This window comes from Streptomyces sp. NPDC025793 (genome assembly GCF_055558375.1).
The window spans coordinates 231,170-252,512 of record NZ_JBVHMR010000001.1 but is presented as its reverse complement, the minus strand read 5'-3'; the positions used below and the strand labels follow the sequence as shown (position 1 = coordinate 252,512).

At 71.9% G+C, this 21,343-nt stretch carries 20 protein-coding genes; 10 read left to right on the top strand and 10 right to left on the bottom strand.

The window, feature by feature from the left end; translation table 11 throughout:
- Positions 1-238 precede the first annotated feature (238 nt).
- On the top strand, positions 239-1,432 hold the full coding sequence (locus ACZ4MF_RS01255; protein WP_467488662.1) for a globin domain-containing protein: 1,194 nt from the start codon (positions 239-241) through the stop codon (positions 1,430-1,432).
- A 37-nt stretch (positions 1,433-1,469) separates the two neighbouring features.
- Here the strand turns inward: ACZ4MF_RS01255 and ACZ4MF_RS01250 are convergent, their stop codons facing one another.
- The 3 genes from ACZ4MF_RS01250 to ACZ4MF_RS01240 are packed head-to-tail and all read right to left on the bottom strand — an operon-like array spanning position 1,470 to position 2,660.
- On the bottom strand, positions 1,470-1,763 hold the full coding sequence (locus ACZ4MF_RS01250; protein ID WP_467488660.1) for a hypothetical protein: 294 nt from the start codon (positions 1,761-1,763) through the stop codon (positions 1,470-1,472).
- Entirely contained in the window at positions 1,745-2,173 is a 429-nt protein-coding gene (locus ACZ4MF_RS01245) for a hypothetical protein (RefSeq protein ID WP_467488658.1), read from the bottom strand. The genes ACZ4MF_RS01250 and ACZ4MF_RS01245 overlap by 19 nt, the downstream gene beginning before the upstream one ends.
- 46 nt (positions 2,174-2,219) lie before the next feature.
- Complete coding sequence (locus tag ACZ4MF_RS01240; RefSeq protein WP_467488656.1) at positions 2,220-2,660, bottom strand: RrF2 family transcriptional regulator; 441 nt, start codon at positions 2,658-2,660, stop codon at positions 2,220-2,222.
- Between the two features lie 142 nt (positions 2,661-2,802).
- Here ACZ4MF_RS01240 and ACZ4MF_RS01235 point away from each other — a divergent pair, with 142 nt between their 5' ends.
- The 5 genes from ACZ4MF_RS01235 to ACZ4MF_RS01215 all read left to right on the top strand — a co-directional run bounded on the left by ACZ4MF_RS01235 (position 2,803) and on the right by ACZ4MF_RS01215 (position 8,138).
- Positions 2,803-3,492 carry a DUF3105 domain-containing protein gene (locus tag ACZ4MF_RS01235; protein WP_467488654.1) on the top strand — a complete coding sequence of 230 codons (690 nt, stop codon included), beginning with the start codon at positions 2,803-2,805 and terminating at the stop codon, positions 3,490-3,492.
- Entirely contained in the window at positions 3,489-4,127 is a 639-nt protein-coding gene (locus tag ACZ4MF_RS01230) for a DUF305 domain-containing protein (protein WP_467488652.1), read from the top strand. The genes ACZ4MF_RS01235 and ACZ4MF_RS01230 overlap by 4 nt, the downstream gene beginning before the upstream one ends.
- Before the next feature lie 270 nt (positions 4,128-4,397).
- Positions 4,398-6,350, top strand: a complete 1,953-nt coding sequence (locus ACZ4MF_RS01225; protein ID WP_467488650.1) for a S53 family peptidase — start codon at positions 4,398-4,400, stop codon at positions 6,348-6,350.
- A 374-nt stretch (positions 6,351-6,724) separates the two neighbouring features.
- The gene (locus ACZ4MF_RS01220; protein ID WP_467488648.1) at positions 6,725-7,276 is read left to right on the top strand and encodes a hypothetical protein; all 552 of its coding nucleotides are present in this window, start codon (positions 6,725-6,727) and stop codon (positions 7,274-7,276) included.
- 388 nt (positions 7,277-7,664) lie between these two features.
- On the top strand, positions 7,665-8,138 hold the full coding sequence (locus ACZ4MF_RS01215) for a hypothetical protein (protein WP_467488646.1): 474 nt from the start codon (positions 7,665-7,667) through the stop codon (positions 8,136-8,138).
- Between the two features lie 51 nt (positions 8,139-8,189).
- On the opposite strand, the gene ACZ4MF_RS01210 is transcribed toward ACZ4MF_RS01215, so the two are convergent.
- From ACZ4MF_RS01210 to ACZ4MF_RS01195, 4 genes are all read right to left on the bottom strand, one after another.
- Complete coding sequence (locus ACZ4MF_RS01210; RefSeq protein WP_467488644.1) at positions 8,190-9,407, bottom strand: MFS transporter; 1,218 nt, start codon at positions 9,405-9,407, stop codon at positions 8,190-8,192.
- A 90-nt stretch (positions 9,408-9,497) separates the two neighbouring features.
- Complete coding sequence (locus ACZ4MF_RS01205; RefSeq protein ID WP_356030675.1) at positions 9,498-10,535, bottom strand: endonuclease/exonuclease/phosphatase family protein; 1,038 nt, start codon at positions 10,533-10,535, stop codon at positions 9,498-9,500.
- 184 nt (positions 10,536-10,719) lie between these two features.
- On the bottom strand, positions 10,720-11,379 hold the full coding sequence (locus ACZ4MF_RS01200; protein ID WP_376285006.1) for a TetR/AcrR family transcriptional regulator: 660 nt from the start codon (positions 11,377-11,379) through the stop codon (positions 10,720-10,722).
- A 96-nt stretch (positions 11,380-11,475) separates the two neighbouring features.
- Complete coding sequence (locus tag ACZ4MF_RS01195; RefSeq protein ID WP_467488641.1) at positions 11,476-13,062, bottom strand: MFS transporter; 1,587 nt, start codon at positions 13,060-13,062, stop codon at positions 11,476-11,478.
- 178 nt (positions 13,063-13,240) lie between these two features.
- Between ACZ4MF_RS01195 and panB the strand changes: the two genes are divergently transcribed.
- The 3 genes from panB (at position 13,241) to ACZ4MF_RS01180 (ending at position 16,099) form a co-directional block, all read left to right on the top strand.
- Positions 13,241-14,107 (top strand): 3-methyl-2-oxobutanoate hydroxymethyltransferase, encoded by an 867-nt coding sequence (gene panB / locus ACZ4MF_RS01190; RefSeq protein ID WP_356030672.1) that lies wholly within the window; start codon positions 13,241-13,243, stop codon positions 14,105-14,107.
- A 157-nt stretch (positions 14,108-14,264) separates the two neighbouring features.
- The gene (locus ACZ4MF_RS01185) at positions 14,265-15,293 is read left to right on the top strand and encodes an ATP-binding cassette domain-containing protein (RefSeq protein ID WP_467488639.1); all 1,029 of its coding nucleotides are present in this window, start codon (positions 14,265-14,267) and stop codon (positions 15,291-15,293) included.
- Complete coding sequence (locus ACZ4MF_RS01180) at positions 15,290-16,099, top strand: ABC transporter permease (protein ID WP_467488637.1); 810 nt, start codon at positions 15,290-15,292, stop codon at positions 16,097-16,099. The genes ACZ4MF_RS01185 and ACZ4MF_RS01180 overlap by 4 nt, the downstream gene beginning before the upstream one ends.
- 13 nt (positions 16,100-16,112) lie before the next feature.
- Here the strand turns inward: ACZ4MF_RS01180 and ACZ4MF_RS01175 are convergent, their stop codons facing one another.
- A complete protein-coding gene (locus tag ACZ4MF_RS01175; RefSeq protein ID WP_467488635.1) occupies positions 16,113-19,379 on the bottom strand; it encodes a BTAD domain-containing putative transcriptional regulator in 3,267 nt (1,088 codons plus the stop codon).
- Positions 19,380-19,546: 167 nt separating this feature from the next.
- Between ACZ4MF_RS01175 and ACZ4MF_RS01170 the strand changes: the two genes are divergently transcribed.
- Positions 19,547-20,347, top strand: a complete 801-nt coding sequence (locus ACZ4MF_RS01170; RefSeq protein WP_467488633.1) for a site-2 protease family protein — start codon at positions 19,547-19,549, stop codon at positions 20,345-20,347.
- On the opposite strand, the gene ACZ4MF_RS01165 is transcribed toward ACZ4MF_RS01170, so the two are convergent.
- Positions 20,337-20,528: a hypothetical protein gene (locus ACZ4MF_RS01165; protein ID WP_356030664.1), complete on the bottom strand. Its 192-nt coding sequence runs from the start codon at positions 20,526-20,528 to the stop codon at positions 20,337-20,339. The genes ACZ4MF_RS01170 and ACZ4MF_RS01165 overlap by 11 nt on opposite strands.
- Before the next feature lie 84 nt (positions 20,529-20,612).
- Positions 20,613-21,326, bottom strand: coding sequence for an NADPH-dependent F420 reductase (npdG, locus tag ACZ4MF_RS01160; protein WP_356030662.1), 714 nt, complete (start codon positions 21,324-21,326; stop codon positions 20,613-20,615).
- Between the last annotated feature and the right edge of the window lie 17 nt (positions 21,327-21,343).

Sequence of the window (21,343 nt, the reverse complement as noted above, 5' to 3'; positions counted from 1 at the left end):
TTCGAGCGCGTTGCGGACCTTGATCGCCCGAGCGTCCTCGGCCTGAACGGCTCTCGTACGACAGGTGTACTGCCGTCTCCCGCCCATCTTGCCCGCTCGGACCGGCATTCGTCATGGCCGGATCCTCGCGGGACGTGAGGGAGGCCACGCCCGTTTAATTTGCATCTCAGATGCAAGTTTTCATAGCGTGCCGATCGGTCGAGATGTGAAGAGATCCGACGAGATCCGAGGAGATCCGATGCTGTCCGAGCAGTCCGCGAGCACCGTCCGCGCCACCCTTCCCGCCGTCGGTGCGGCCATCGGCGAGATCACCCAGCGCTTCTACGCCCGGCTCTTCGCCGCCCGCCCCGAGCTGCTGCGCGACCTGTTCAACCGGGGCAACCAGGCCTCCGGCGTCCAGAAGCAGGCCCTCGCCGGCTCCATCGCCGCGTTCGCCACGCATCTCGTCCGGCACCCGGACCAGCGGCCGGACGCCATGCTCGGCCGGATCGCGCACAAGCACGCCTCCCTGGGCGTGGCCCCCGAGCACTACCCGATCGTCCACGAGCACCTCTTCGCCGCGATCGCCGAGGTCCTCGGCGAGGCCGTCACGCCCGAGGTGGCCGCCGCCTGGGACGAGGTCTACTGGCTGATGGCCAACGCGCTCATCGCCATCGAGAAGCGGCTGTACGAGGAGAGCGGCAGCACCGGGCGGCGGCCGTGGGAGGTCGTGGAGCGCGTCGAGGAGACGGCGGACGTCGTCACCTTCCGGCTGCGCCCGGCCGACGGCGGCCCGGTGCGCGGCTTCCGGGCCGGCCAGTACGTCTCCGTCCAGGTCGAACTGCCCGACGGCGCCCGCCAGATACGCCAGTACAGCCTGTCCGGCGCGCCGGGCGAGGACGTGCGCCAGTTCAGCGTCAAGCGCGTACCGGGCGACGGCGCAACGCCCGACGGCGAGGTCTCGAACCACCTCCACGCGCGCGTGCGGGCCGGTGACGTCGTGCACCTGTCCGAGCCGTACGGCGACCTCGCCCTCGGCGACACCGGGGACCGTCCGCTGCTGCTCGCCTCCGCGGGCATCGGCGTGACCCCGATGGTCGCGATGCTCGCCGCGCTGGCCACCGACGGCCACCGCGCCCCGGTCACCGTCGTGCACGGCGACCGCTCCCCCGCCGACCACGCCCTGCGCGGCGACCACGAGGCCTGGGCCGCGAAGCTCCCGGACGCCTCGGTCCACCTCTTCTACGAGCGCGACGCCGAGCCCGGCACCCGCACCGGCCTGGTCGACCTCGCCGACGTCGCCGTGGCGCCCGGCACGCGCGCGTACCTGTGCGGCCCGCTGCCCTTCATGCGCGCGGTCCGCACCCAGCTGATCGACAAGGGCGTGGCCCCGGCCGACGTCCACTACGAGGTGTTCGGTCCGGACCTGTGGCTGGCGCAGCGGGCCGCCTGACGGGGTCAGCCCCGGTCGTGTCCGGCGGCCACCTCGGTCACCTTGTCCAAGAGCGGCTGGAGCCTCGCGACAAGGCGCAGGACTGCACCAGAGCGCTGTCCGCCGGCAGCGTCCGCAGACCGGATCCGGTGGGTGGCGCCGGCACGCCCACCTCGTGGTCCGTGGGGTGCGAGCTCGGGGAGGCGACCAGGTGGACGACGTCGACCGGGTCCTTCATGCCGAAGGCGACGATCGTGTACTGGTTGTCCGACGCGCCCTTGTACAGGGCCCCGATCACGCCCCCGCAGCCCTTGCCGGCGTCCATCAGCGCGGTCAGGTGCGGACCGGCCATGCCCGAGCCGGTGCAGTTCGGACCGCCCGCCTGCTCGACCCGGCGTAGCCGGCGACCCGCGCCGGGAACGCCCGGTCCGCGGTGACCATCGGCAGCGGCGCCGCGGCCGACTGCTCGGGCCGCGCCTGCCGCGCCGAGGGGGCGGCCGACGCACGCACCACCGCCGTGTCCGCCGCCCTGCCGGCCGTCGCGTGCCGCGTCCCGTGCCCCGCGCTGAGCCAGAAGCCCGCCCCGGCGATCACGGCCACGGCCACAGCGGCGACGACCGTCGCCGTCAGAAGCCTGCGGCGCCGAGGCCGCCCCGGCTCGCGCTCACCCCTGCCCGGTCCCTGGATCCCTCTGCTCCGCTCGAACTCCCTGACGAAGTCGTGCCACCGTTCGCCGTCCGTCCCCCGGTTCCCCTCCGTCACGCGCGCGCCCTGGCGCTCGCCCGTGAACGCCGGGCGGCGGCGGCCGTCAGCCGGCCGGTGCCCGGGAGATCCCCAGCAGCAGGGGTCCCGTCGGCTCCGCGACGATCTCCGCGATCGTGATCGGGTCCAGGCTGGCGTAGAACGCCTCCTGGGCCTGTCGCAGCGCGCCCCGCAGCCGGCAGCCGAAGCGCAGCGGGCACGGCGTCGCGCCCTCGCACTCGACCACGTCGCCGTCGCCCTCGAAGACCCGCACGACGGCGCCCACCGACGCCGTGCGGCCCTTCCCGGTGAGCGTGAGGCCGCCGCCCCGGCCGCGCCGGGCGTCCACCAGGCCCAGGTGCTGCAGTTCGGCGACGACCTTCGCGGCATGCGTGTAGGGCACGTCCATGTCCGCCGCCACCTGGCGGGTGGTGGGCGTGGCGTCGGCGGCGACGGCGAGTCGCATCAGGACCCGCAGGGCCAGGTCGGTGGAGCGCAGGAGCCGCATACCGCGAGCCTAGGTAATACGCATCCGGGGTTCAAATTATCTGTTTGCTGTCGTGCCCTACGGTGCGGCACCGGTTCCCCATTACGATCAGCACGCCCCACCCCACCCGTCCGTCCCTTTCCCCCAGAAGGACACACGCCTCATGGGTTCCGCCAAGAGCAACGGCAGCGCGGCGCGCACGGCGCGCATAGAGGAGATGCGACGCGCGGAGCGCGCCCGCGAGCGCCGCAACCGGATCCTGGCCGTCGGCGCGAGCGTGGTGGTCGTCGCCGCCCTCGTGGCCGGCGGAGTGGTCCTCGTGAACTCCCAGTCCTCCTCGGCCAAGACGTCGGACACGGCGAGCGACGGCAAGAACGCCGGGACCTCCGGTGACTCCGGACACTTCGTCAAGGGCAAGGACGGGGTGATGACCTGGAGCGGCACGCTGTCGCGCACGCACGTGATGACGAAGGTGTCGTACCCGATGCACCCGCCGGTCGGCGGCAACCACAACCCCGTCTGGCTGAACTGCAACGGTGACGTCTACACCACGCCGGTGCAGGACGAGAACGCCGTGCACGCGCTGGAGCACGGCGCCGTGTGGGTGACGTACACCGCCAAGGCGAGCACGGCGGACGTCGTCGCGCTCGCGGCGAAGGTGAAGCGGACGCCGTACTCGCTGATGAGCCCCTACGAGAACCAGGCCGCGCCGCTGATCCTGTCGGCGTGGGGTCGCCAGGTGGCCGTGAAGAGCGCGAAGGACCCCGAGGTCGCCAAGTTCTTCGCCGCGTACGTGCAGGGCCCGCAGACGCCCGAGCCGGGTGCGTCGTGCACCGGCGGAGCCATGAAGTGACCCGCCGGCGCATCGGCTGGATCGCGGGGGCCGCGGCGGCGGTGCTCGTCGCGGCGGGCGGGGTCACGTACGCGGTCGCCGAGGACTCGGGCGGTGGCGGGGCGCGGTCGACGGTGCCGGGAGCGGAGTCGGCCGACGCCGGCTTCGCCCGGGACATGGCCGTGCACCATCAGCAGGCCGTCGAGATGTCGTACATCGTCCGCGACCGCACGATGAACGCGGACGTCAGGCGGCTCGCCTACGACATCGCGCAGACGCAGGCCAACCAGCGCGGCATGCTGCTGGGCTGGCTGGATCTGTGGGGGCTGCCGAAGGTGTCGGCCAAGCCGCCGATGGCCTGGATGGGCATGGGTGACATGCCCGAGCGGGGGGACGGCTCGCTGATGCCGGGCATGGCGACGAACACGGAGCTGAAGAAGCTCCAGTCGCTGAGCGGCAAGCAGGCCGAGGTCTTCTACCTCCAGCTGATGACGGACCACCACAAGGGCGGCATCCACATGGCCGAGGGGTGCGTGGCCAAGTGCACCGTCGGCGTGGAGAAGCGGCTCGCGCAGGGCATGGTCGACGCCCAGCAGTCGGAGCTTCAGGTGATGGCCGGGATGCTCAAGGAGCGGGGCGCGAAGCCGCGTTCGTGACCGCGAATGTGAAGAGCGGGCGAGCGGTTGTGAACAGCGGACAAGCGGTTTCGTAACACAGCCGTAAGGATAAAGAGGTCCAAATCGCCCCACCTGACGGTTACTTGAGTGTCTCTTGACCTTTCCGTTCCCCTGACATGAACGGTTCATCGGAGAGAGTGACCCCCATCGTGTGATCCATACGGCCGGCCGAACCGCCGCCGGGCCGGCACGCGGACCGCATGACGTACCGACCACGACATGCATGCGAACCGCATCGCAGGGGGTTCTATGAGATCCAACCGCGCCAAGCTGCGCACCGTGAGCATGGCAGCGACGCTGCCCATGATCGCCGGTGCGCTGGCGCTGGGCATACCCGCGGCCCACGCCGCGGACAGCCCCGCTCGTCAGTCCCTGAAGGGCACCAAGCCCCTCTGGGCGACGGCCAAGGCGGACAAGGGTGCGACCGCGAACAGCGCCCAGGTGAACGCCAAGGTCTACCTGGCCGGCAAGGACGCGGCGGGCCTCGCCGCCTACGCCAAGGCCGTGTCCGACCCGAGCTCGCCGCTGCACGGCAAGTACCTGAGCGCCAAGACGACGCAGGCCCGCTTCGGGGCCACCAAGGCCCAGGTGGCCGCGGTCAAGTCCTGGCTGACGTCGGCCGGCCTGAAGGTCACCGAGGTCACCCAGCACTACGTCGCCGTCTCCGGTGACGTGGCCGCCGCCGAGAAGGCGTTCGGCACCCAGCTGCACAACTACACCAAGGGCACGAAGACCTACCGTGCCCCCGCGCAGACGGCCTCGGTCCCGGCCGGCCTCCGGGGCGCCGTCCTGACCGTCACCGGCCTGGACAACGCCCCGCACATGGCGAACCACGACGACACGCTGCCGGCGCCGGACGCCGTGTTCAAGAACGCCGGCCCGTTCTCGTCGTACTACGGCTCGAAGACCGCGAGCACGCTGCCGGACGCGTACGGCCAGAAGATCCCGTACGCCATCAAGGGCTACACGGGCAAGCAGCTGCGCGCCGCCTACGGCGCCGGCACGTACACCGGCAAGGGCGTCCGCGTCGCCATCACCGACGCCTACGCCTCGCCGACCATCGCCTACGACGCCGGCACGTACGCGGCGAAGAACGGCGACCAGGCCTGGAAGACCAGCCAGCTGCACCAGTCGCTGCCGGGCAGCTGGACCAGGACCACCGAGTGCAAGGCGGCCGGCTGGTACGGCGAGGAGACCCTCGACGTCGAGGCCGTGCACGCCGTGGCCCCGAACGCCGACGTCACGTACGTCGGTGCGGCCTCCTGCTACGACGACGACCTGCTCGGCGCGCTCAGCAAGGTGGTCGACAACCACCTCGCCGACATCGTCTCCAACTCCTGGGGCGACGTCGAGGCCAGCCAGACCCCGGACCTCGCGGCCGCCTACGACCAGGTCTTCCAGCTGGGCGCGGTGCAGGGCATCGGCTTCTACTTCTCCTCCGGTGACAACGGCGACGAGGTCGCCAACACCGGCACGAAGCAGGTCGACACCCCGGCCAACTCCGCCTGGGTGACCGCGGTCGGCGGTACGTCCCTGGCCGTCGGCAAGGGCGACACGTACCAGTGGGAGACCGGCTGGGGCACCGAGAAGGCGACCCTGTCGGCCGACGGCAAGAGCTGGACGAACTTCCCCGGCGCCTTCACCTCGGGCGCGGGCGGCGGCACCAGCAAGACGGTGGCCCAGCCGTACTACCAGAAGGGCGTCGTCCCGGACGCGCTCGCGAAGGCGAACGGCACCACGGCCAACCGCGTCGTCCCGGACATCGCGGCCATCGCCGACCCGAACACCGGCTTCCTGGTCGGCCAGACCCAGACCTTCCCGGACGGGTCGCAGCAGTACAGCGAGTACCGCATCGGCGGCACGTCGCTGGCCGCGCCGACCATCGCGGCCATCCAGGCCCTGGCCCAGGAGGCGCAGGGCGGCAGGGCGATCGGCTTCGCCAACCCGACGATCTACGCCGACTACGGCAAGAAGGGCGTCTTCCACGACGTCACGGACAACCCGACGGGCTCCGGCCTGGCGGTCGCCCGCGTGGACTTCGCCAACGGCCTGGACGCCAAGGGCGGCCTGCTGTACTCGGTCCGCAGCCTCGGCAAGGACAGCTCGCTGTCCGCGACGAAGGGCTACGACGACGTGACGGGCGTCGGCTCTCCGGCCGACGGCTACGTGCAGTCGTACGCGAAGGCCGCGAAGAAGCACTGACGCTCCGCTGAGCGGCGGGGGCGTGGGGTCCTGACGGACCTCACGCCCCCTTCTCTCTTTTCCGGTGCACGAGCCTTCCGAGCGGGCCGTTTAGCACGACTCACCGCATCACGTACGCACCGACACGTTCTGACGACGGGTGAGAGGAAGCCAGGAGATCACCCTGAAGGGCTAATAGTATTTCAATCCCACCTTTTCTACGGCGATTTGGCGTCCCGCCGCCCTCTCGAAAACGCGGCACTTGACCCCACAAATACGCCGATTGGCGCCTTGGTGGCACTCTCCTGAAATTGCCGAGATGTCAGATCTCAGTACTTTTGATCTCGAACCGGCCGACGGTCGGCATCTCCGAGAGACGAGACAGGAGCACCACGATGAAGCTCGCCCGTTCCACCATGATGGCCGGCGCCGTCGCAGGCGCCGCGGGTCTTGCCGTCACCGGCATCACCTATGCCTCCGCCGCCTCCGCCCCGCAGGAGGCCCCGGCTGCCGCTGTCGCCGCCCCCTTCGGCGGGAGCGGCGGCAGCAACAACAACGAGAACAACAACAACGACAACTGGGGCAAGGGCAACGAGGGCAAGGGCAACGAGGGCCGCCGGGGCGGTGAGCGCAGGGAACGCAGGGAGCACAGGGAGGGCCGCATCCTGATCAACGAGCGGTCCTACTCCGCGCACCCGGGCGACTGCATCACCGTCGTCAGCGGCCTGGGCGCCAAGACCCTGAACATCCGCAACGACAGCCACAAGACCGTTGAGGTGTTCCGTGGAGCGGTCTGCGACAACGGCGCTCCGATCGCCACCGTCGGCCCCCACAGCGACAGCTTCGGCGTGCACGCGTGCCCGCCCGAGGGGGTCAAGGTCAAGGACGGCGTGCTGGCCAGCTTCCGTGTGGTCCGGCACCACGGCCACGGCGAGGACTGGGACTAGTCCGGCGCCGACCCCCTGATGCGGAACCCCGGCCCGCCGCAATCGGGCCGGGGAATCCGTCCCCGGCATGGTCCGACAACCCCGCGCCGTCCACACCCCGCCGAGCCGGACGCCAGGTACCTCAGCCTGTCGTACGGGCGGCCGTCCCTGCCCTCACCAGCCGACCCTTCCTGGTGCCAGTCACCCGAACGCCCCCTGCGGGCGCTACCCCCGTGGCGTGGCCGCCGGCCTCCTTCCCCGGCGTAACCCCACCCCGAACGGGTGCGAAAGGGCGCGCACGGCAACTCGGCGCAAGCGGCACGGCGCAGTGGTCGTCCCGGCCTCCCCGCCCGCTGTCCGGCGGGCGGGGAGGCACCCTTCGTATCCACGACACCGCAGGGTGGGCGAGATGAGCATGCGCCTGGTGGAGGACACGAGCGACGACACCTACGTCCTGGACATCCTCGACATCACGTTGACCCCCGCATTGCCATGGCTCGGGCGGCAGGTCCGTTGGGAGATGAGCGGTCGCCTCAAGGAAGCCGTCGACCTGACCCGGGTCACCTGCAATGTGATCATGAAGTTCGGTCCGGTGAAGATGCTGGACCGCAGCTACCGGCTGCCCGATCTGCTGGCGCGCATAGGAGCGAGACTGCCGGGTGACCCGAGGCTGCCGGCCGGGCCGTGGCAGCAGACGTGGACGCTTCGGATTCCCGAGACGGTGCCGGTGGCCCGGCACCGGATCCGGCTGCGCGCACGGACGGGGAGCGGGAAGAACTTCCTGGCCCTGGACATCCCTCTGGACTTCAGCTGCAAATTCCGTCCGGTGGCGGCAACCTGCGGCGGCAGCTCACGCGTGCTGCACAGCACGCGCCGCCGCTGACCGTCGGCCCGCCTGCCCGTCCCGGGACGGGCAGGCGGGCCGGGGCCTCAGTCAGTGGTGCAGCGCCGCCGGCTCGTCGGGCACGTGGGAGGTGACGATCCGCCCCGCCGACGGAGTCGCCCGGCGCCGGTCCACCGCGTACGCCACGCTCGCCACGCCCAGCCCCAGGACGGCCAGGGCCGCGCCGGCCGGTGCCGGGGACGTGACGCCGAAGCCGGCCGCGATGGCCAGGCCGCCGATCCAGGCGCCGCCGGCGTTGGCCAGGTTGAAGGCCGCCTGGTTGGCCGAGGAGGCCAGGGACGGGGCCGCCGAGGCCTTCTCCATGACCATCAGCTGGAGCGGGGAACCGGTGATGAACGCCGCCATGCCCAGCAGGGTCACCGCCAGGGCCGCGCTCCACTCCGCCCGCATCAGCAGCGGGAACAGCGCCAGCACCGCGCCCAGCGACGCCAGGCCGCCGAAGAGCGTGCCGCGCAGGGAGTGGTCCGCCAGCCGGCCGCCCAGCAGGTTGCCCGCCGTCGCGCCCACCCCGAACAGGGCCAGGAGCAGGGTCACGTTCGACTCGGCGAAACCGGCCGACCGCGTCAGCATCGGGGTGACGTAGCTGTACGCCGCGAAGAGCGCGCCGAAGCCCGCCACCGTCGTACCGAGGGCGAGCCAGACCGGCAGGGACCTCAGCGCCGCCAGTTCACCGCGCAGGCCCGTCTGCGGGGCGGCGTGGCCGCCGTCCCGCGGGATCAGCAGGGCGAGCGCGGCGATGGCCGCGAGGCCGATCACGCTCACGCCCAGGAAGGTCGCCCGCCAGCCGAGGTGCTGGCCCATCAGCGTGGCCGCCGGGACGCCCGCGACGTTGGCGACGGTCAGGCCGAGGAACATCAGCGACACGGAGCGGGCCTTGCGCTCCGGGGCGACCATCGAGGTCGCGACGACCGCGCCGACGCCGAAGAAGGCGCCGTGCGGCAGGCCGCTGAGGAAGCGGGCCGCGAGGAGGGAGCCGTCGCCCGGGGCGAACGCCGACAGGGCGTTGCCCACGACGAACAGTCCCATCAGGGCCATCAGCACCGTGCGGCGGGACATGCGGGCCGTCACGGCGGCGAGCAGCGGGGCGCCGATCACGACGCCGAGCGCGTACGCCGAGACCAGGTGTCCGGCCGAGGGGATGGAGATGTGCAGGTCGTCCGCGACGTCGGGCAACAGGCCCATCATCACGAACTCGGTCGTACCGATTCCGAACGCGCCGACGGCCAGAGCGAGCAGGGCCAGGGGCATGAAGGGCCTTTGCCTTTCAGGGGAGAGGGGTTCCGTACAGTCTAAGTTCAGTTGCGGAACAAAGTCTCTCAGGCCCGGTATTCCGGCGGGTTACGACGACGTGTCCAGCTTCACACGGGCGGCCACCGGGAGGTGGTCGCTGCCCGTGCGCGGCAGGGTCCATGAGCTCGTGGGCTGGATGCCCTTGACCATGATCTGGTCGATCCGCGCCATCGGGAACGCCGCCGGCCAGCTGAATCCGAATCCGCTGCCCGCCGCGCCCTGCGTGGAGCGCATCTGGGCGGTGACCGCGTTGAGCGAACGGTCGTTCATCGTACCGTTCAGATCGCCGAGCAGGATCACGCGCTTCAGCGGCTCACCGGCGATGGCCTCGCCCAGCGCGTCGGCGCTCGTGTCGCGCTGCCGCGCGGTGAAGCCGGCCTCCACCTTCACCCGGACCGAGGGCATGTGGGCGACGTACACCGCGATCGGGCCCTCGGGCGTCGTCACGGTGGCGCGCATCGCCCGCTTCCAGCCGAGCTTGATGTCGACGGCCTGGACGTCGGACATCGGGTACTTGCTCCACAGCCCGACCGTGCCGACGACCGCGTGGTGCTTGTACGTCGGCGCGAGCGCCTTCTCGTAGACGGGTACGGCGGTGTTCGGGACCTCCTCCAGGGCGAGCACGTCGGCGCCGGAGGCGGCGACGGCGGTGGCGGTCCCGGTGGGGTCGGGGTTCTGGGCGTTGACGTTGTGGGTGGCCACCATCAGGTTGCCGCCCGGCCCGGTCCGGTCGACGATCAGCCCGCCGAAGAGGTTCAGCCACACGATCACCGGGAGGAGGACCGCGAGCAGGGCCGTCGCCGACCTGCGGAGCACGGCGCAGAGCAGCAGCAGCGGGATGGCGAGGCCCAGCCAGGGCAGGAAGGTCTCCGTGAGGCTGCCGAGGTTGCCCACCTGGTTGGGGATGTGCGAGTGCAGCAGCATCACCAGGGCCAGCAGGAGCGCGAGGAGTGCGAGGACGATGCCCCGGCGCCACACGCGCGGGTCGCCGCGCCAGCCGGTGAACAGGCGTCGGAGCCGGGATCCAGGTCGCTTCGGCCCCGAGCCGCCGCCCGCCGTCTCCGAAACATACGCCTGCTGCGCCATACCGTCTGCCTCACTGCCGTGCACGCCGTCGTTCCCCCGCGCTGTGTCGACCCTAGGGGATGATCGGCCCTGTTCCCGCCGTCCCGTGACGGCCGTACGGAAGTCGAGGACGAACGGGTCGGGGCCGCGAGTTCCGTTCACCCCCGGGACGGGCGGGGTCTGTGACGAAACGCGCACATGGATGCTACGAGGCTGTCGACCTGACGGGACGTAGGCCTTCGAGGACCGTGTCGACGATCTCCTCCGCGAGGCCCTCGGGCAGCTCGCCGTCGGGGCGCAGGGTGGTGCGGACGAGCATGGGGCCGACGAACAGGTCGCCCGCCAGCTCCAGGTCGATGTCCGGCCGGAGTTCGCCGCTCTCCCGCCCCCGGCGCAGCACCTGCAGGACGAGCTCGCGGCGAGGGGCGACGACGCCGGCGTGGTACGCGGACCAGATCTTGGGGCTGGACTTCATCTGGGCGTACACGTTGTGCAGGATCGCCGAGGAGCGGGTGGCGAGGCCGCGCTGCCGCAGGGACTCCAGCAGGGCGACGAGGTCGTCGCGCAGGCTGGTGCCGGGGAGTTCGGGGTCGGGGGGCTCGGCGGCCCGCACGACGTCGATGAACAGCTCGTCCTTGCCGTTCCAGCGGCGGTAGATGGTGGCCTTGCCGACCCCGGCCGTGCGGGCGACGCGCTCGATGGAGAGCTCGGCGAGGGGGACGCCGTCCTCCAGGAGCTTCATCACGCTGTCGAGGATGGCGCGCTCGACGGCCTCGCTGCGGGGCCTGCCCCGTACGGGTCCGCAGGGTCGCAGCGGGCCCTCGGTGTCGCGGTCGGCGCCGGTACCGGTGTCGGCAAGGCTCACGTCGTTCCCGTCCTCTCACTGCGCCGCGGGAATCGTCCCGCAGCCGCCTCCTTCCCCCGTGGATGTACCGATCCGTACGCGGTCCGCGACCGCTGCTCAGTCCGCCGCCACGACCAACTCCGGCTCCTTGTCGCCCTCTTGACCGGCCGCCGGCCTGCCCGGCAGGAACAGGCCGGTCACCACGGCGCCGATCAGCGCGACGCCCGTGCCGCACAGGGCGGTCACGTGCATCGCGTGCAGGAACGCGTCGTTGGCGGGCGTGACGAGGGCCTTGCCCTGCGGGCCGAGCCTGCTCGCGATGCCGAGGGTCGCCTCGATGGACTCGCCGGCCTTCTCGCGCAGGGCGGGCGGCAGCGGGCCGAGCTTGCCCTCGACGCCGGTGCGGTACGACGTGGCGAGCACCGAGCCGAGCACGGCGATGCCGAGCGCGCCGCCGACCTGGCGGAAGGTGTTGCTCAGCGCCGAGGCCGAGCCAGCCTTCTCGCGCGGCAGGGCCTGCATGATGACGACCGAGGTCGGCGTCATGATGTGCGCCATGCCGGTGCCCATGAGGAAGAAGATCACCTCCAGCAGCCAGATCGGGGTGTCGGCCTCGAAGGTGGCGAACGCGGCGAGCGTCGCGGCGATCAGCACCAGGCCCGCGGTGGTGGTGGCCCGGTTGCCGAACCGGTCGACCACCAGCCGGGCGCGCGGCGCGAAGATCATCTGCGCGGCGGCCAGCGGCAGCATCAGCACACCGGACTCCAGCGGCGAGTACCCGCGCACGCTCTGGGTGTAGAAGACCGAGAAGAAGGTGACGCCCATCAGCGCGAAGAAGACCAGCGCGATGGCGGCCATGGCGGCCGAGAAGACCTTGTTCTTGAAGTAGGTGACGTCGAGCGACGGGTGGTCGCTGCGCTTCTCGAAGAGCACGAAGGCGATGAGCACGACGACGCCCGCGCCGGCCGTCGCCAGCACCTTCGGGTCGGTGAAGTCGGCCAGCTCGCCGCCCTTGATGATGCCGTAGACCAGCAGGACGAGGCCGACGACGGACAGGACCACGCCGATCGGGTCGAGGCGGCCCGGGCTGGGGTCGCGGGAGTCGGGCACCAGCCAGGCCATCAGGACCAGCGCGACGATCACGATCGGCACGTTGACGAAGAAGACCGAGCCCCACCAGAAGTGGTCGAGGAGGGCGCCGCCGGTGATCGGGCCGATGGCGATGGCGAGGCCGACGCCGCCGGCCCAGATGCCGATGGCCTTGGGCTGTTCCTCGCGCTCGAAGACGTTCATCAGGACGGCGAGCGTGGCGGGCATGACGAAGGCGGCACCGAGGGCCATCAGCGCGCGGAACGCGATCAGCTGGGCCGGGGAGCCGGACTCGGCGGCCAGCGCGGAGCCGATGCCGAACACGGCGATGCCGCCGATCAGCACCTTCTTGCGGCCGAGGCGGTCGCCGACGAGACCGGCCGTGAACAGCAGGCCGGCGAAGACGAGGGTGTAGGCGTTGATCGCCCACTCGATCTGCCCCTGGCTGGCACCGAGGCCGACGGGCGCCGGGGTGGAGATGGTCTTGATGGCGACGTTCAGGATCGAGTTGTCGAGCACCACGATGAGCAGGCTCAGCATCAGGACGCCGAGGATCGCCCATCGGCGCCGGTGCACCGCTTCCGGTATTCGGGAGGCAGGGACGGGACTTGTCATGTGTTCGAGACTACGTTCATTTCGATACGGAACGGTCTCGTATCTAATTCCTTTACCAAGCCCTTACGCGACGGGATCACAGCGGGGCCCTCTGGCCCTGCCCGGCACGAAGTGCCACCATGGAGGCGATCCGGGGACGCCGTACGGGCGCCTCGAGATGACTGAAGGAGCCGTTGCAATGACGCAGCTTTCGGCTGCCCCGACGAAGCCCTCCGACGGCAGCAAGGCGCTGTACGGGGGCAAGGGCACACGCCGTATCACCGTTCGCGACATCGCCCTCGCCAAGGAACGCGGCGAGAAGTGGCCCATGCTCACCGCCTACGACGCGATGACCGCCTCCGTCTTCGACGAGGCCGGGATCCCGGTGATCCTGGTCGGCGACTCGGCGGGCAACTGCCACCTCGGGTACGAGACGACCGTGCCCGTCACGCTGGACGAGATGACCATGCTGTCGGCCGCCGTGGTGCGCGGCACGCAGCGCGCGCTGATCGTGGCCGACCTGCCGTTCGGCTCGTACCAGGAGGGTCCGGTGCAGGCGCTGCGCTCGGCGACCCGGCTGGTCAAGGAGGCCGGGGCCGGAGCGGTCAAGCTGGAGGGCGGCGAGCGCTCGCACGAGCAGATCCGCCTGCTGGTGGAGGCCGGCATCCCGGTGTGCGCGCACATCGGGCTTACCCCGCAGTCCGTGAACGCGATGGGCTACCGCGTGCAGGGGCGCGGCGAGGAGGCGGCGCAGCAGCTGCTCCGCGACGCCAAGGCCGTACAGGACGCGGGCGCCTTCGCGGTGGTCCTGGAGCTGGTCCCGGCGGAGCTGGCGGCCGAGGTGACGCGCGTGCTGCACATCCCGACGGTCGGCATCGGCGCGGGCCCGGAGTGCGACGCGCAGGTCCTGGTCTGGACGGACATGCTGGGCCTGACCTCCGGCCGGGTCCCCAAGTTCGTCAAGAAGTACGCCGACCTGCGTGAGGTCATGACGAGCGCGGCGAAGGCGTACGCGGAGGACGTCGTCGGCGGAACGTTCCCGCAGGAGGAGCACTCCGTCCACTAGGCGTTGCCACTGAGCCACTGCGGAAACACCCCGGGCAGCCCCGCTGATCGTCCCCCGTCAGCGGGGCTGCCCCTGTGTGAGGGGGCGCCGGCCCGCTGTCGGTGGCCGTCGGTGGCTTGTCGGTCGTTTGTCGGTGGGCCCTGGCACCGTCTGTGGCATGACGCGAATCGATGACAACCCCGTCGGCGCGGGCCGTGCGGTGACGGTGCGGGGACTGGTCAAGCACTACGGCGAGACCAAGGCGCTGGACGGCGTCGACCTGGACGTGCGCGAGGGCACCGTGATGGGCGTCCTCGGACCGAACGGCGCCGGCAAGACGACCCTCGTACGGATCCTGTCCACCCTGATCACCCCCGACGCCGGACAGGCCACCGTGGCCGGGTACGACGTCCTGCGCCAGCCCCGGCAGCTGCGCCGGGTCATAGGGCTCACCGGGCAGTACGCCTCGGTCGACGAGAAGCTGCCCGGCTGGGAGAACCTGTACATGATCGGGCGGCTGCTCGATCTCTCCCGCAAGGACGCCCGCGCCCGCGCGGACGCGCTGCTGGAGCGGTTCTCCCTCACCGAGGCGGCCAAGCGGCCCGCCAGTACGTACTCCGGCGGCATGCGGCGGCGGCTGGACCTCGCCGCGTCCATGATCGGGCGGCCCGCCGTGCTGTATCTCGACGAACCGACCACCGGGCTCGACCCCCGCACCCGCAACGAGGTGTGGGACGAGGTGAAGGCCATGGTCGGCGACGGCGTCACCGTGCTGCTCACCACCCAGTACATGGAGGAGGCCGAGCAGCTCGCCTCCGAGCTGACCGTGGTGGACCGCGGCAAGGTCATCGCCACCGGCGGGATCGAGCAGCTGAAGGCCAAGGTCGGCGGCCGCACCCTGCGCGTGCGGCCCGTCGATCCGCTGCAGCTGCGCCCGCTCGCCGACATGCTGGACGAGCTGGGCATCACCGGGCTCGCCGCCACCACCGTCGACTCCGAGACCGGGACGCTGCTGGTGCCGATCCTCAGCGACGAGCAGCTGACCGCGGTGGTCGGCGCGGTCACCGCGCGCGGCATCACCATCTCCTCCATCACCACCGAACTGCCCAGCCTGGACGAGGTGTTCCTGTCCCTGACCGGCCACCGTGCCGGTGCGCCGGAGAAGGACGCCACGCCCGCCGACACCCGTCAGGAGGTCGCCGCATGAGCGCCACCACCCTCGCCGAGGCCGACGGCCGTATCCCGCTGCGCGGGCATCTGCGGCACACCGGCGCGCTCGTGCGGCGCAATCTGCTCTGGATCCGCCAGGACCCGGAGTCGATGTTCGACGCACTGCTCATGCCGATCGTCTTCACGCTGCTGTTCGTGTACGTCTTCGGCGGCTCGATCGGGCAGGCGCTCGGCGGCGGCCAGGGGCAGTACGTGCAGTACGTCATCCCCGGCATGATCGCGATGATGAGCATGACGCTGTCGCAGGGCGTCGGCACCGGCTTCAGCCAGGACTTCAACAGCGGGGTCATGGACCGGTTCCGCTCGCTGCCGATCGGGCGCGGCTCCGTGCTGTTCGCGAAGATCGCCGTGGAGCTGGCGCGGATGCTGTTCGCCACGGCCATCCTGATGGTCGTCGCGGTCCTGGTCGGTTTCCACATCAGCAGCTGGCCCGGGCTGCTCGCGACCGTGGGGTTGTCCGCGCTGTTCGCCACCTCGATCATGTGGGTGTTCCTCACCCTCGGTGTCGTCCTGAAGAACGCGCAGTCCGTGCAGGCGATGGGCTTCCTGGTGCTGTTCCCGCTGCAGTTCGGGTCGTCCATCTTCGCCCCGCCCCGGTCGATGCCGGGCTGGCTGCGGCACTTCACCGACTACAACCCGCTGTCGACGCTCGCGGACTCGGCCCGCGGCCTCATGAACGGCGGTCCGGTCGCCCACTCCGTGTGGATGACGGTGGGCTGGTCGGTGGCGATCACCGTGGTGATGGCACCGGTCGCGATCCACAAGTTCCGCACGAAGACCTGACGTCCGCCGTGTGTCAGCACAGGGCGGTGGCCTCCGCGAGGGAGAGGCCACCGCCCTCGGCGTACGCCGCCGCGTATGCGGCCGTGTCGAGCCGCTCGCGGATGCGGGCCTCGGTCAGCTCGTGCGCCCGGCGCTCCATGCCGGAGCGGACATGGCCGGGCGGCAGCAGGGCGTCGGCTGCGCCCAGACAGCGGGCGCCGTGCACGGCGTCCGCATCGCCGCGCTCGGCCAGGGACATCGCGGCGACGGCAAGGCAGACGGACGGCAGATGCGGGCTGATGGCCTCGGACAGCGGGTCCCGGGCGAGCCGCAGCGCCGCGCGGACCCGGTCCAGGGCCTGCTCCGGCAGCCGGTCGAGGGCGTCCAGCCAGGCCTCCTGGACGAGGATCATCGCGTCGAATACCACGAAGTGCGCGATCTTGAACTCCTCGCGGAGCAGCCGGATTTGGTCGCGCGCCTCGCCGGTGCGGCCGTACACGCCGAGCCAGCAGGCGAGGAAGAGCCGGGCGGCGGGCATCGCCTCGTTGAAGGCACCGTCCTGGCTGGCGATGACGTCGCGGAGCATCTTCTCGCCGCGCTCCAGTTCGCCCTGCTCCATGAGCACACTGCCGAACCGGGCGCCCAGGACGGCCGCCTGGGCGCGGGCGCCGAGGCGTTCGGCGTACGCGATGGCGGCCTGGTAGTCCTCGGCGGCGGCCGCGTAGGCGCCCTTGCGCTCATGGGCCTCGCCGCGTGCGGACAGCGCCTCGGCGGTGCCCCACGCGTCACCGAGGCGGCGGTAGATCTCCAGCGCCTCGTCGGCATCGCGGGAGGCGTCGCCCGCCCAGGAGGCGCGGTTGGCGAGCAGGCCGGCGCGCATCTGGAGGGAGCAGGCCAGCTCCCACTCGAAGCCGGGGGTGTTCCGGCACGTCTTCACCGTGGCGTTCATGATCGTGTGCAGCCGGTCCATGCCGCCGGTCAGCATCTCGGCGAAGAACCACAGCATGCCCGGGGCCCGGCAGGTCTGCGGCAGGCCGGGCTCGTACACCTGCGTGACGGTGCGCAGCTTGGCCTGCGCCTCGGGGGTCTGCCAGGCCTCCAACTCGGTCTCCATGCAGGCGAGATGGGCCAGATGGACGCCGCGCCGGGCCTCGGCCAGGAGCTCTCCGGCGTACGGGGGCGGGGCGTCGGTGCAACGCTGCCAGACCGGGCGGGCCGGGCGGACCGGGGCGGCGAACGGGTCGGGGCCGAGTCGCATCACCTCCGCGCACCAGGTGCGGGTCTCCAGGCGCTGGTCGCGCATCTGCCAGAACCACAGCAGGGACAGCACCAGGCACAGCGCCTCCTGCTCGTCGCCGAGGGCGACGGCGTGCCGCAGGGCGGTGCGCAGGTTCTCGTACTCCAGCTCGAACCGCTCGATGGCGGTGCGCTGTTCGGGGCCGCGCAGCAACGGGTCGGTGGTGCGGGCCAGTTCGCGGTAGTACGTCAGATGCGCGTGTTCGGCGCCGCCGCGGCCACCGGTCTCGTCCAGCCGTTCGGCGGCGTACTCGGCGACGGTCTCCAGGAGGCGGTAGCGCATCGCGCCGTCGCTCGACGGAGCGGCCACCACCAGGGACTTGTCCACCAGGGAGCCGAGCGCGTCGAGTGCGACGGGGCCGCACACGGCCTCGGCGGCGACCAGGTCGCAGCCGCCCGCGAACACCGACAGCCGGGCGAGGACGGCGCGTTCGTCCGCGTCCAGCAGGTCCCAGGACCAGTCCACGACGGCCCGCAGGGTCTGCTGGCGGGGCAGCACGGTCCGGCTGCCGGAGGTGAGCAGGCGGAAGCGGTCGTCCAGCCGCTCCGCTATCTGGCGGGGCGTCAGCATGCGCAGCCGGGCCGCGGCCAGCTCGATCGCGAGGGGCAGCCCGTCGAGCCGCCGGCAGATCTCCGCGCAGGCCTCCGGATCGTCCTCGGTGCGGAAGCCGGGCCGGGCCGCCGCGCCCCGCTCGGCGAGCAGCCGCAGCGCGACCGGTTCCGGCAGCGGCTCCACCGGGCGCACCAACTCCCCCGGCACGCCGAGGGGTTCGCGGCTGGTGGCGAGGACGACCAGCCCCGGGCAGCGCTCCAGCAGCCGGGCCACCAGCTCGGCCGCGGCCTCCACGACATGCTCGCAGTTGTCGAGGACGATCAGCATCCGGCGCCGGGCGCAGTGCTCCAGGAGCCGTCCGAGGGGTTCGTCGTGCCGGTCGGCGACCGCGCGCATGTTCTCGACACCGGCGCCGTGCAGCACGGTCTCGCGGGCGCCGATCGCGGTGACCACGGCCTGCGGCACGGCCCCGGGGTCGTCCACGGGGGCCAGCTCGGCCAGCCACACGCCGTCGCGGACGGTGTGCCGTACCGCCTCGGCGGCCTCCTGGGACAGCCGGGTCTTGCCGGCGCCGCCGGGCCCGAGCAGGGTGACCAGCCGGGCCCGCGCGAGATCGGCGCCGATGGCGTCGATGTCGGCTTCCCGGCCCACGAAGGAGGTGAGCCGGGCGGGCAGGTTGCCCACGGCGGGCCGCGCCTGCTGCGGCTTCGGGGGTTCCTGCGCCTCGGCCGTCAGCAACTCGGCGTGCAGGGCGCGCAGTTCGGGTCCGGGGTCGACGCCGAGCCGGTCCGCGAGCAGCCGTCGTACGTCCTCGTAGGCGGCGAGCGCCCGGGCGGGGCGGCCGGTGTCGCGCAGGGCGCGCAGCCGCAGCGCCTGGAGCGGCTCGTCCAGCGGGTGCTCGTCGCACAGCGCGGTCAGCTCGGGCAGCGACTGCTCGGCCCGGCCGAGGGCGAGGGCGGCGGTGTGCCGGGCGCGCAGCGCGTCCAGCCGGCGGGTCTCCCAGCGGGCCGCCTCGGCGGAGTGGTCGGGCAGGTCGGCGAGGGCGGGGCCGTGCCACAGGGCGAGCGCGTCGTCCAGGACCGCGGCGGCCTTGGCCGGGTCGCCGTCGGCGAGCGCGGCGAGCCCGTCGCCGGTCAGCCGCTCGAACCGGTTGAGGTCGACGTCGTCGGAGGCGGCGGTGAGCCGGTAGCCGCCCTCGGCGGAGGCGACGGCGGCCGCGCCGAGGGTACGGCGCAGCCGGCCGACCAGCGCCTGGAGCGCGCCGGCGGCGTCGGCGGGCGGGTCGGCGCCCCACACCTCGTCCACGAGCACGCCCACGGGCACGGTCCGCCCGGCCCTGAGCGCGAGCACACTCAGCAGGGCGCGCAGCCGCGCCCCGCCGACCGGGACGGTCGTACCGTCGGGACGGAGTGCCTGGGTGGTGCCGAGAAGCCGATAGCGCACGGGGTCCATTGTCCCTGGAGGCTCAGGTTCGGTCAGGACGGCCGTCGGACGCGTCGTCGGGGGGACCATCCCCCCACCCTTCCAGGAACCGGACGGCCTGCGCGAGACGTTTCCCCCACGACCGCACGGCCGGTACGGTCGCCTTTCCGACGGTCCCCGCACACAGGAGCCCCCAGATGACCACCGCCACCACCCGCTCCAGTGACCGCCGGGTCAGTCCCGTGTTCGTCGGGATCATGGCCGTGACGGCGGTGACCGGCTGGGCCACCTGGAGCGGGTACGCGGCGCAGCCGGGCGTCGCGGTGTTCCTGTTCGTGACGGCGGCCTGGGTCGTCTCCCTGTGTCTGCACGAGTACGCGCACGCGCGCACGGCGCTGCACGGCGGGGACATCACGGTGGGCTCGAAGGGCTACCTCACGCTGAACCCGCTGAAGTACACGCACGCGCTGCTGAGCATCGTGCTCCCGGTGGTCTTCCTGGTCATGGGCGGGATCGGGCTGCCCGGCGGCGCGGTGTTCATCGAGCGCGGCCGGATCCGGGGGCGCTGGAAGCACAGCCTGATCTCGGCGGCGGGCCCGCTGACGAACGTGCTGTTCGCCGCGGTGTGCAGCGCACCGTTCTGGCTGCACGCGCTGGACGGGGTGCCCGCGGACTTCCGGTTCGCGCTGGCGTTCCTGGTGCTGCTCCAGGTGACCGCGTCGATCCTGAACCTCCTGCCGGTGCCGGGGCTGGACGGCTACGGCGTGATCGAGCCGTGGCTGTCGTACCGGATCAAGCGGCAGCTGGCGCCGTACGCGCAGTTCGGCCTGCTGTTCGTGTTCGCGCTGCTGTGGGTGCCGTCGGTCAACAGCGTGTTCTTCGACGCGATCGACGCGGTCCTGCGCGTGCTCGGCGTGGACGACTACTCCCGCTACTGCGGCCAGGAGCTGTACCGCTTCTGGCGCGGCACCCCGGAGATCTGCACGATCAGCCGGTGACGGACTCCCCCGGCCCGGCGGCGTTCCGGGCGCGCTTGACGTAGTACCAGCTCATGTTGGACGACAGGCCCGCCAGCAGCACCCAGACGATCCCCAGCCAGCTGCCCTGGACGAAGGAGACGACGGCGGCGGCCACGGCGAGGACGCAGACGACGAGGGGGTAGAGGGCGATGCGGGGCATGGCGGGGTGGCTCCTGTCGGATCCGGTCGGGGACACTGCTCGGAACTGCTTCGCCGACCAGTGTCCCCCATCGCCCCGCGCGGCTCACACGTCGGTGACGCGCAGCCCGGCGTGTGCCTTGTAGCGGCGGTTGACGGAGATCAGGTTCGCGACGAGCGACTCGACCTGGTGGGCATTGCGCAGCCGCCCGGCGAAGACGCCGCGCATGCCGGGGATGCGCCCGGCGAGGGCCTGCACGATCTCCACGTCGGCCCGCTGCTCGCCCAGCACCATCACGTCGGTGTCGATCTCGTCGATCTCCGGGTCCTGGAGCAGGACGGCCGACAGGTGGTGGAAGGCGGCGGTGACCCGGGAGTCCGGCAGCAGGGCGGCGGCCTGCTCGGCGGCGCTGCCCTCCTCGGGCTTGAGGGCGTAGGCGCCCTTCTTGTCGAAGCCGAGCGGGTTGACGCAGTCCACGACGAGCTTGCCGGACAGGTCCGCGCGCAGGGCGGCCAGCGTGTCGCCGTGGCCGTCCCACGGTACGGCGACGATCACGATGTCGCTGCGGCGCGCGGTCTCGGCGTTGTCGGCGCCCTCGACGCCGTGGCCGAGTTCGTCGGCGGCGGCCTGTGCCCGCTCGGCGGACCGCGAGCCGATGATCACCTTCTGGCCGGCCCGGGCGAGCCGGTAGGCGAGGCCCTTGCCCTGCGGGCCGGTGCCGCCGAGGACGCCGACGACGTACCCGGAGACGTCGGGCAGGTCCCAGGGGTCCTTGGCGGGGGCCTTGGCAGGGGTCTGTGCGCTGTCGGTAGAGGTCATGGGCCCGACTCTACGTC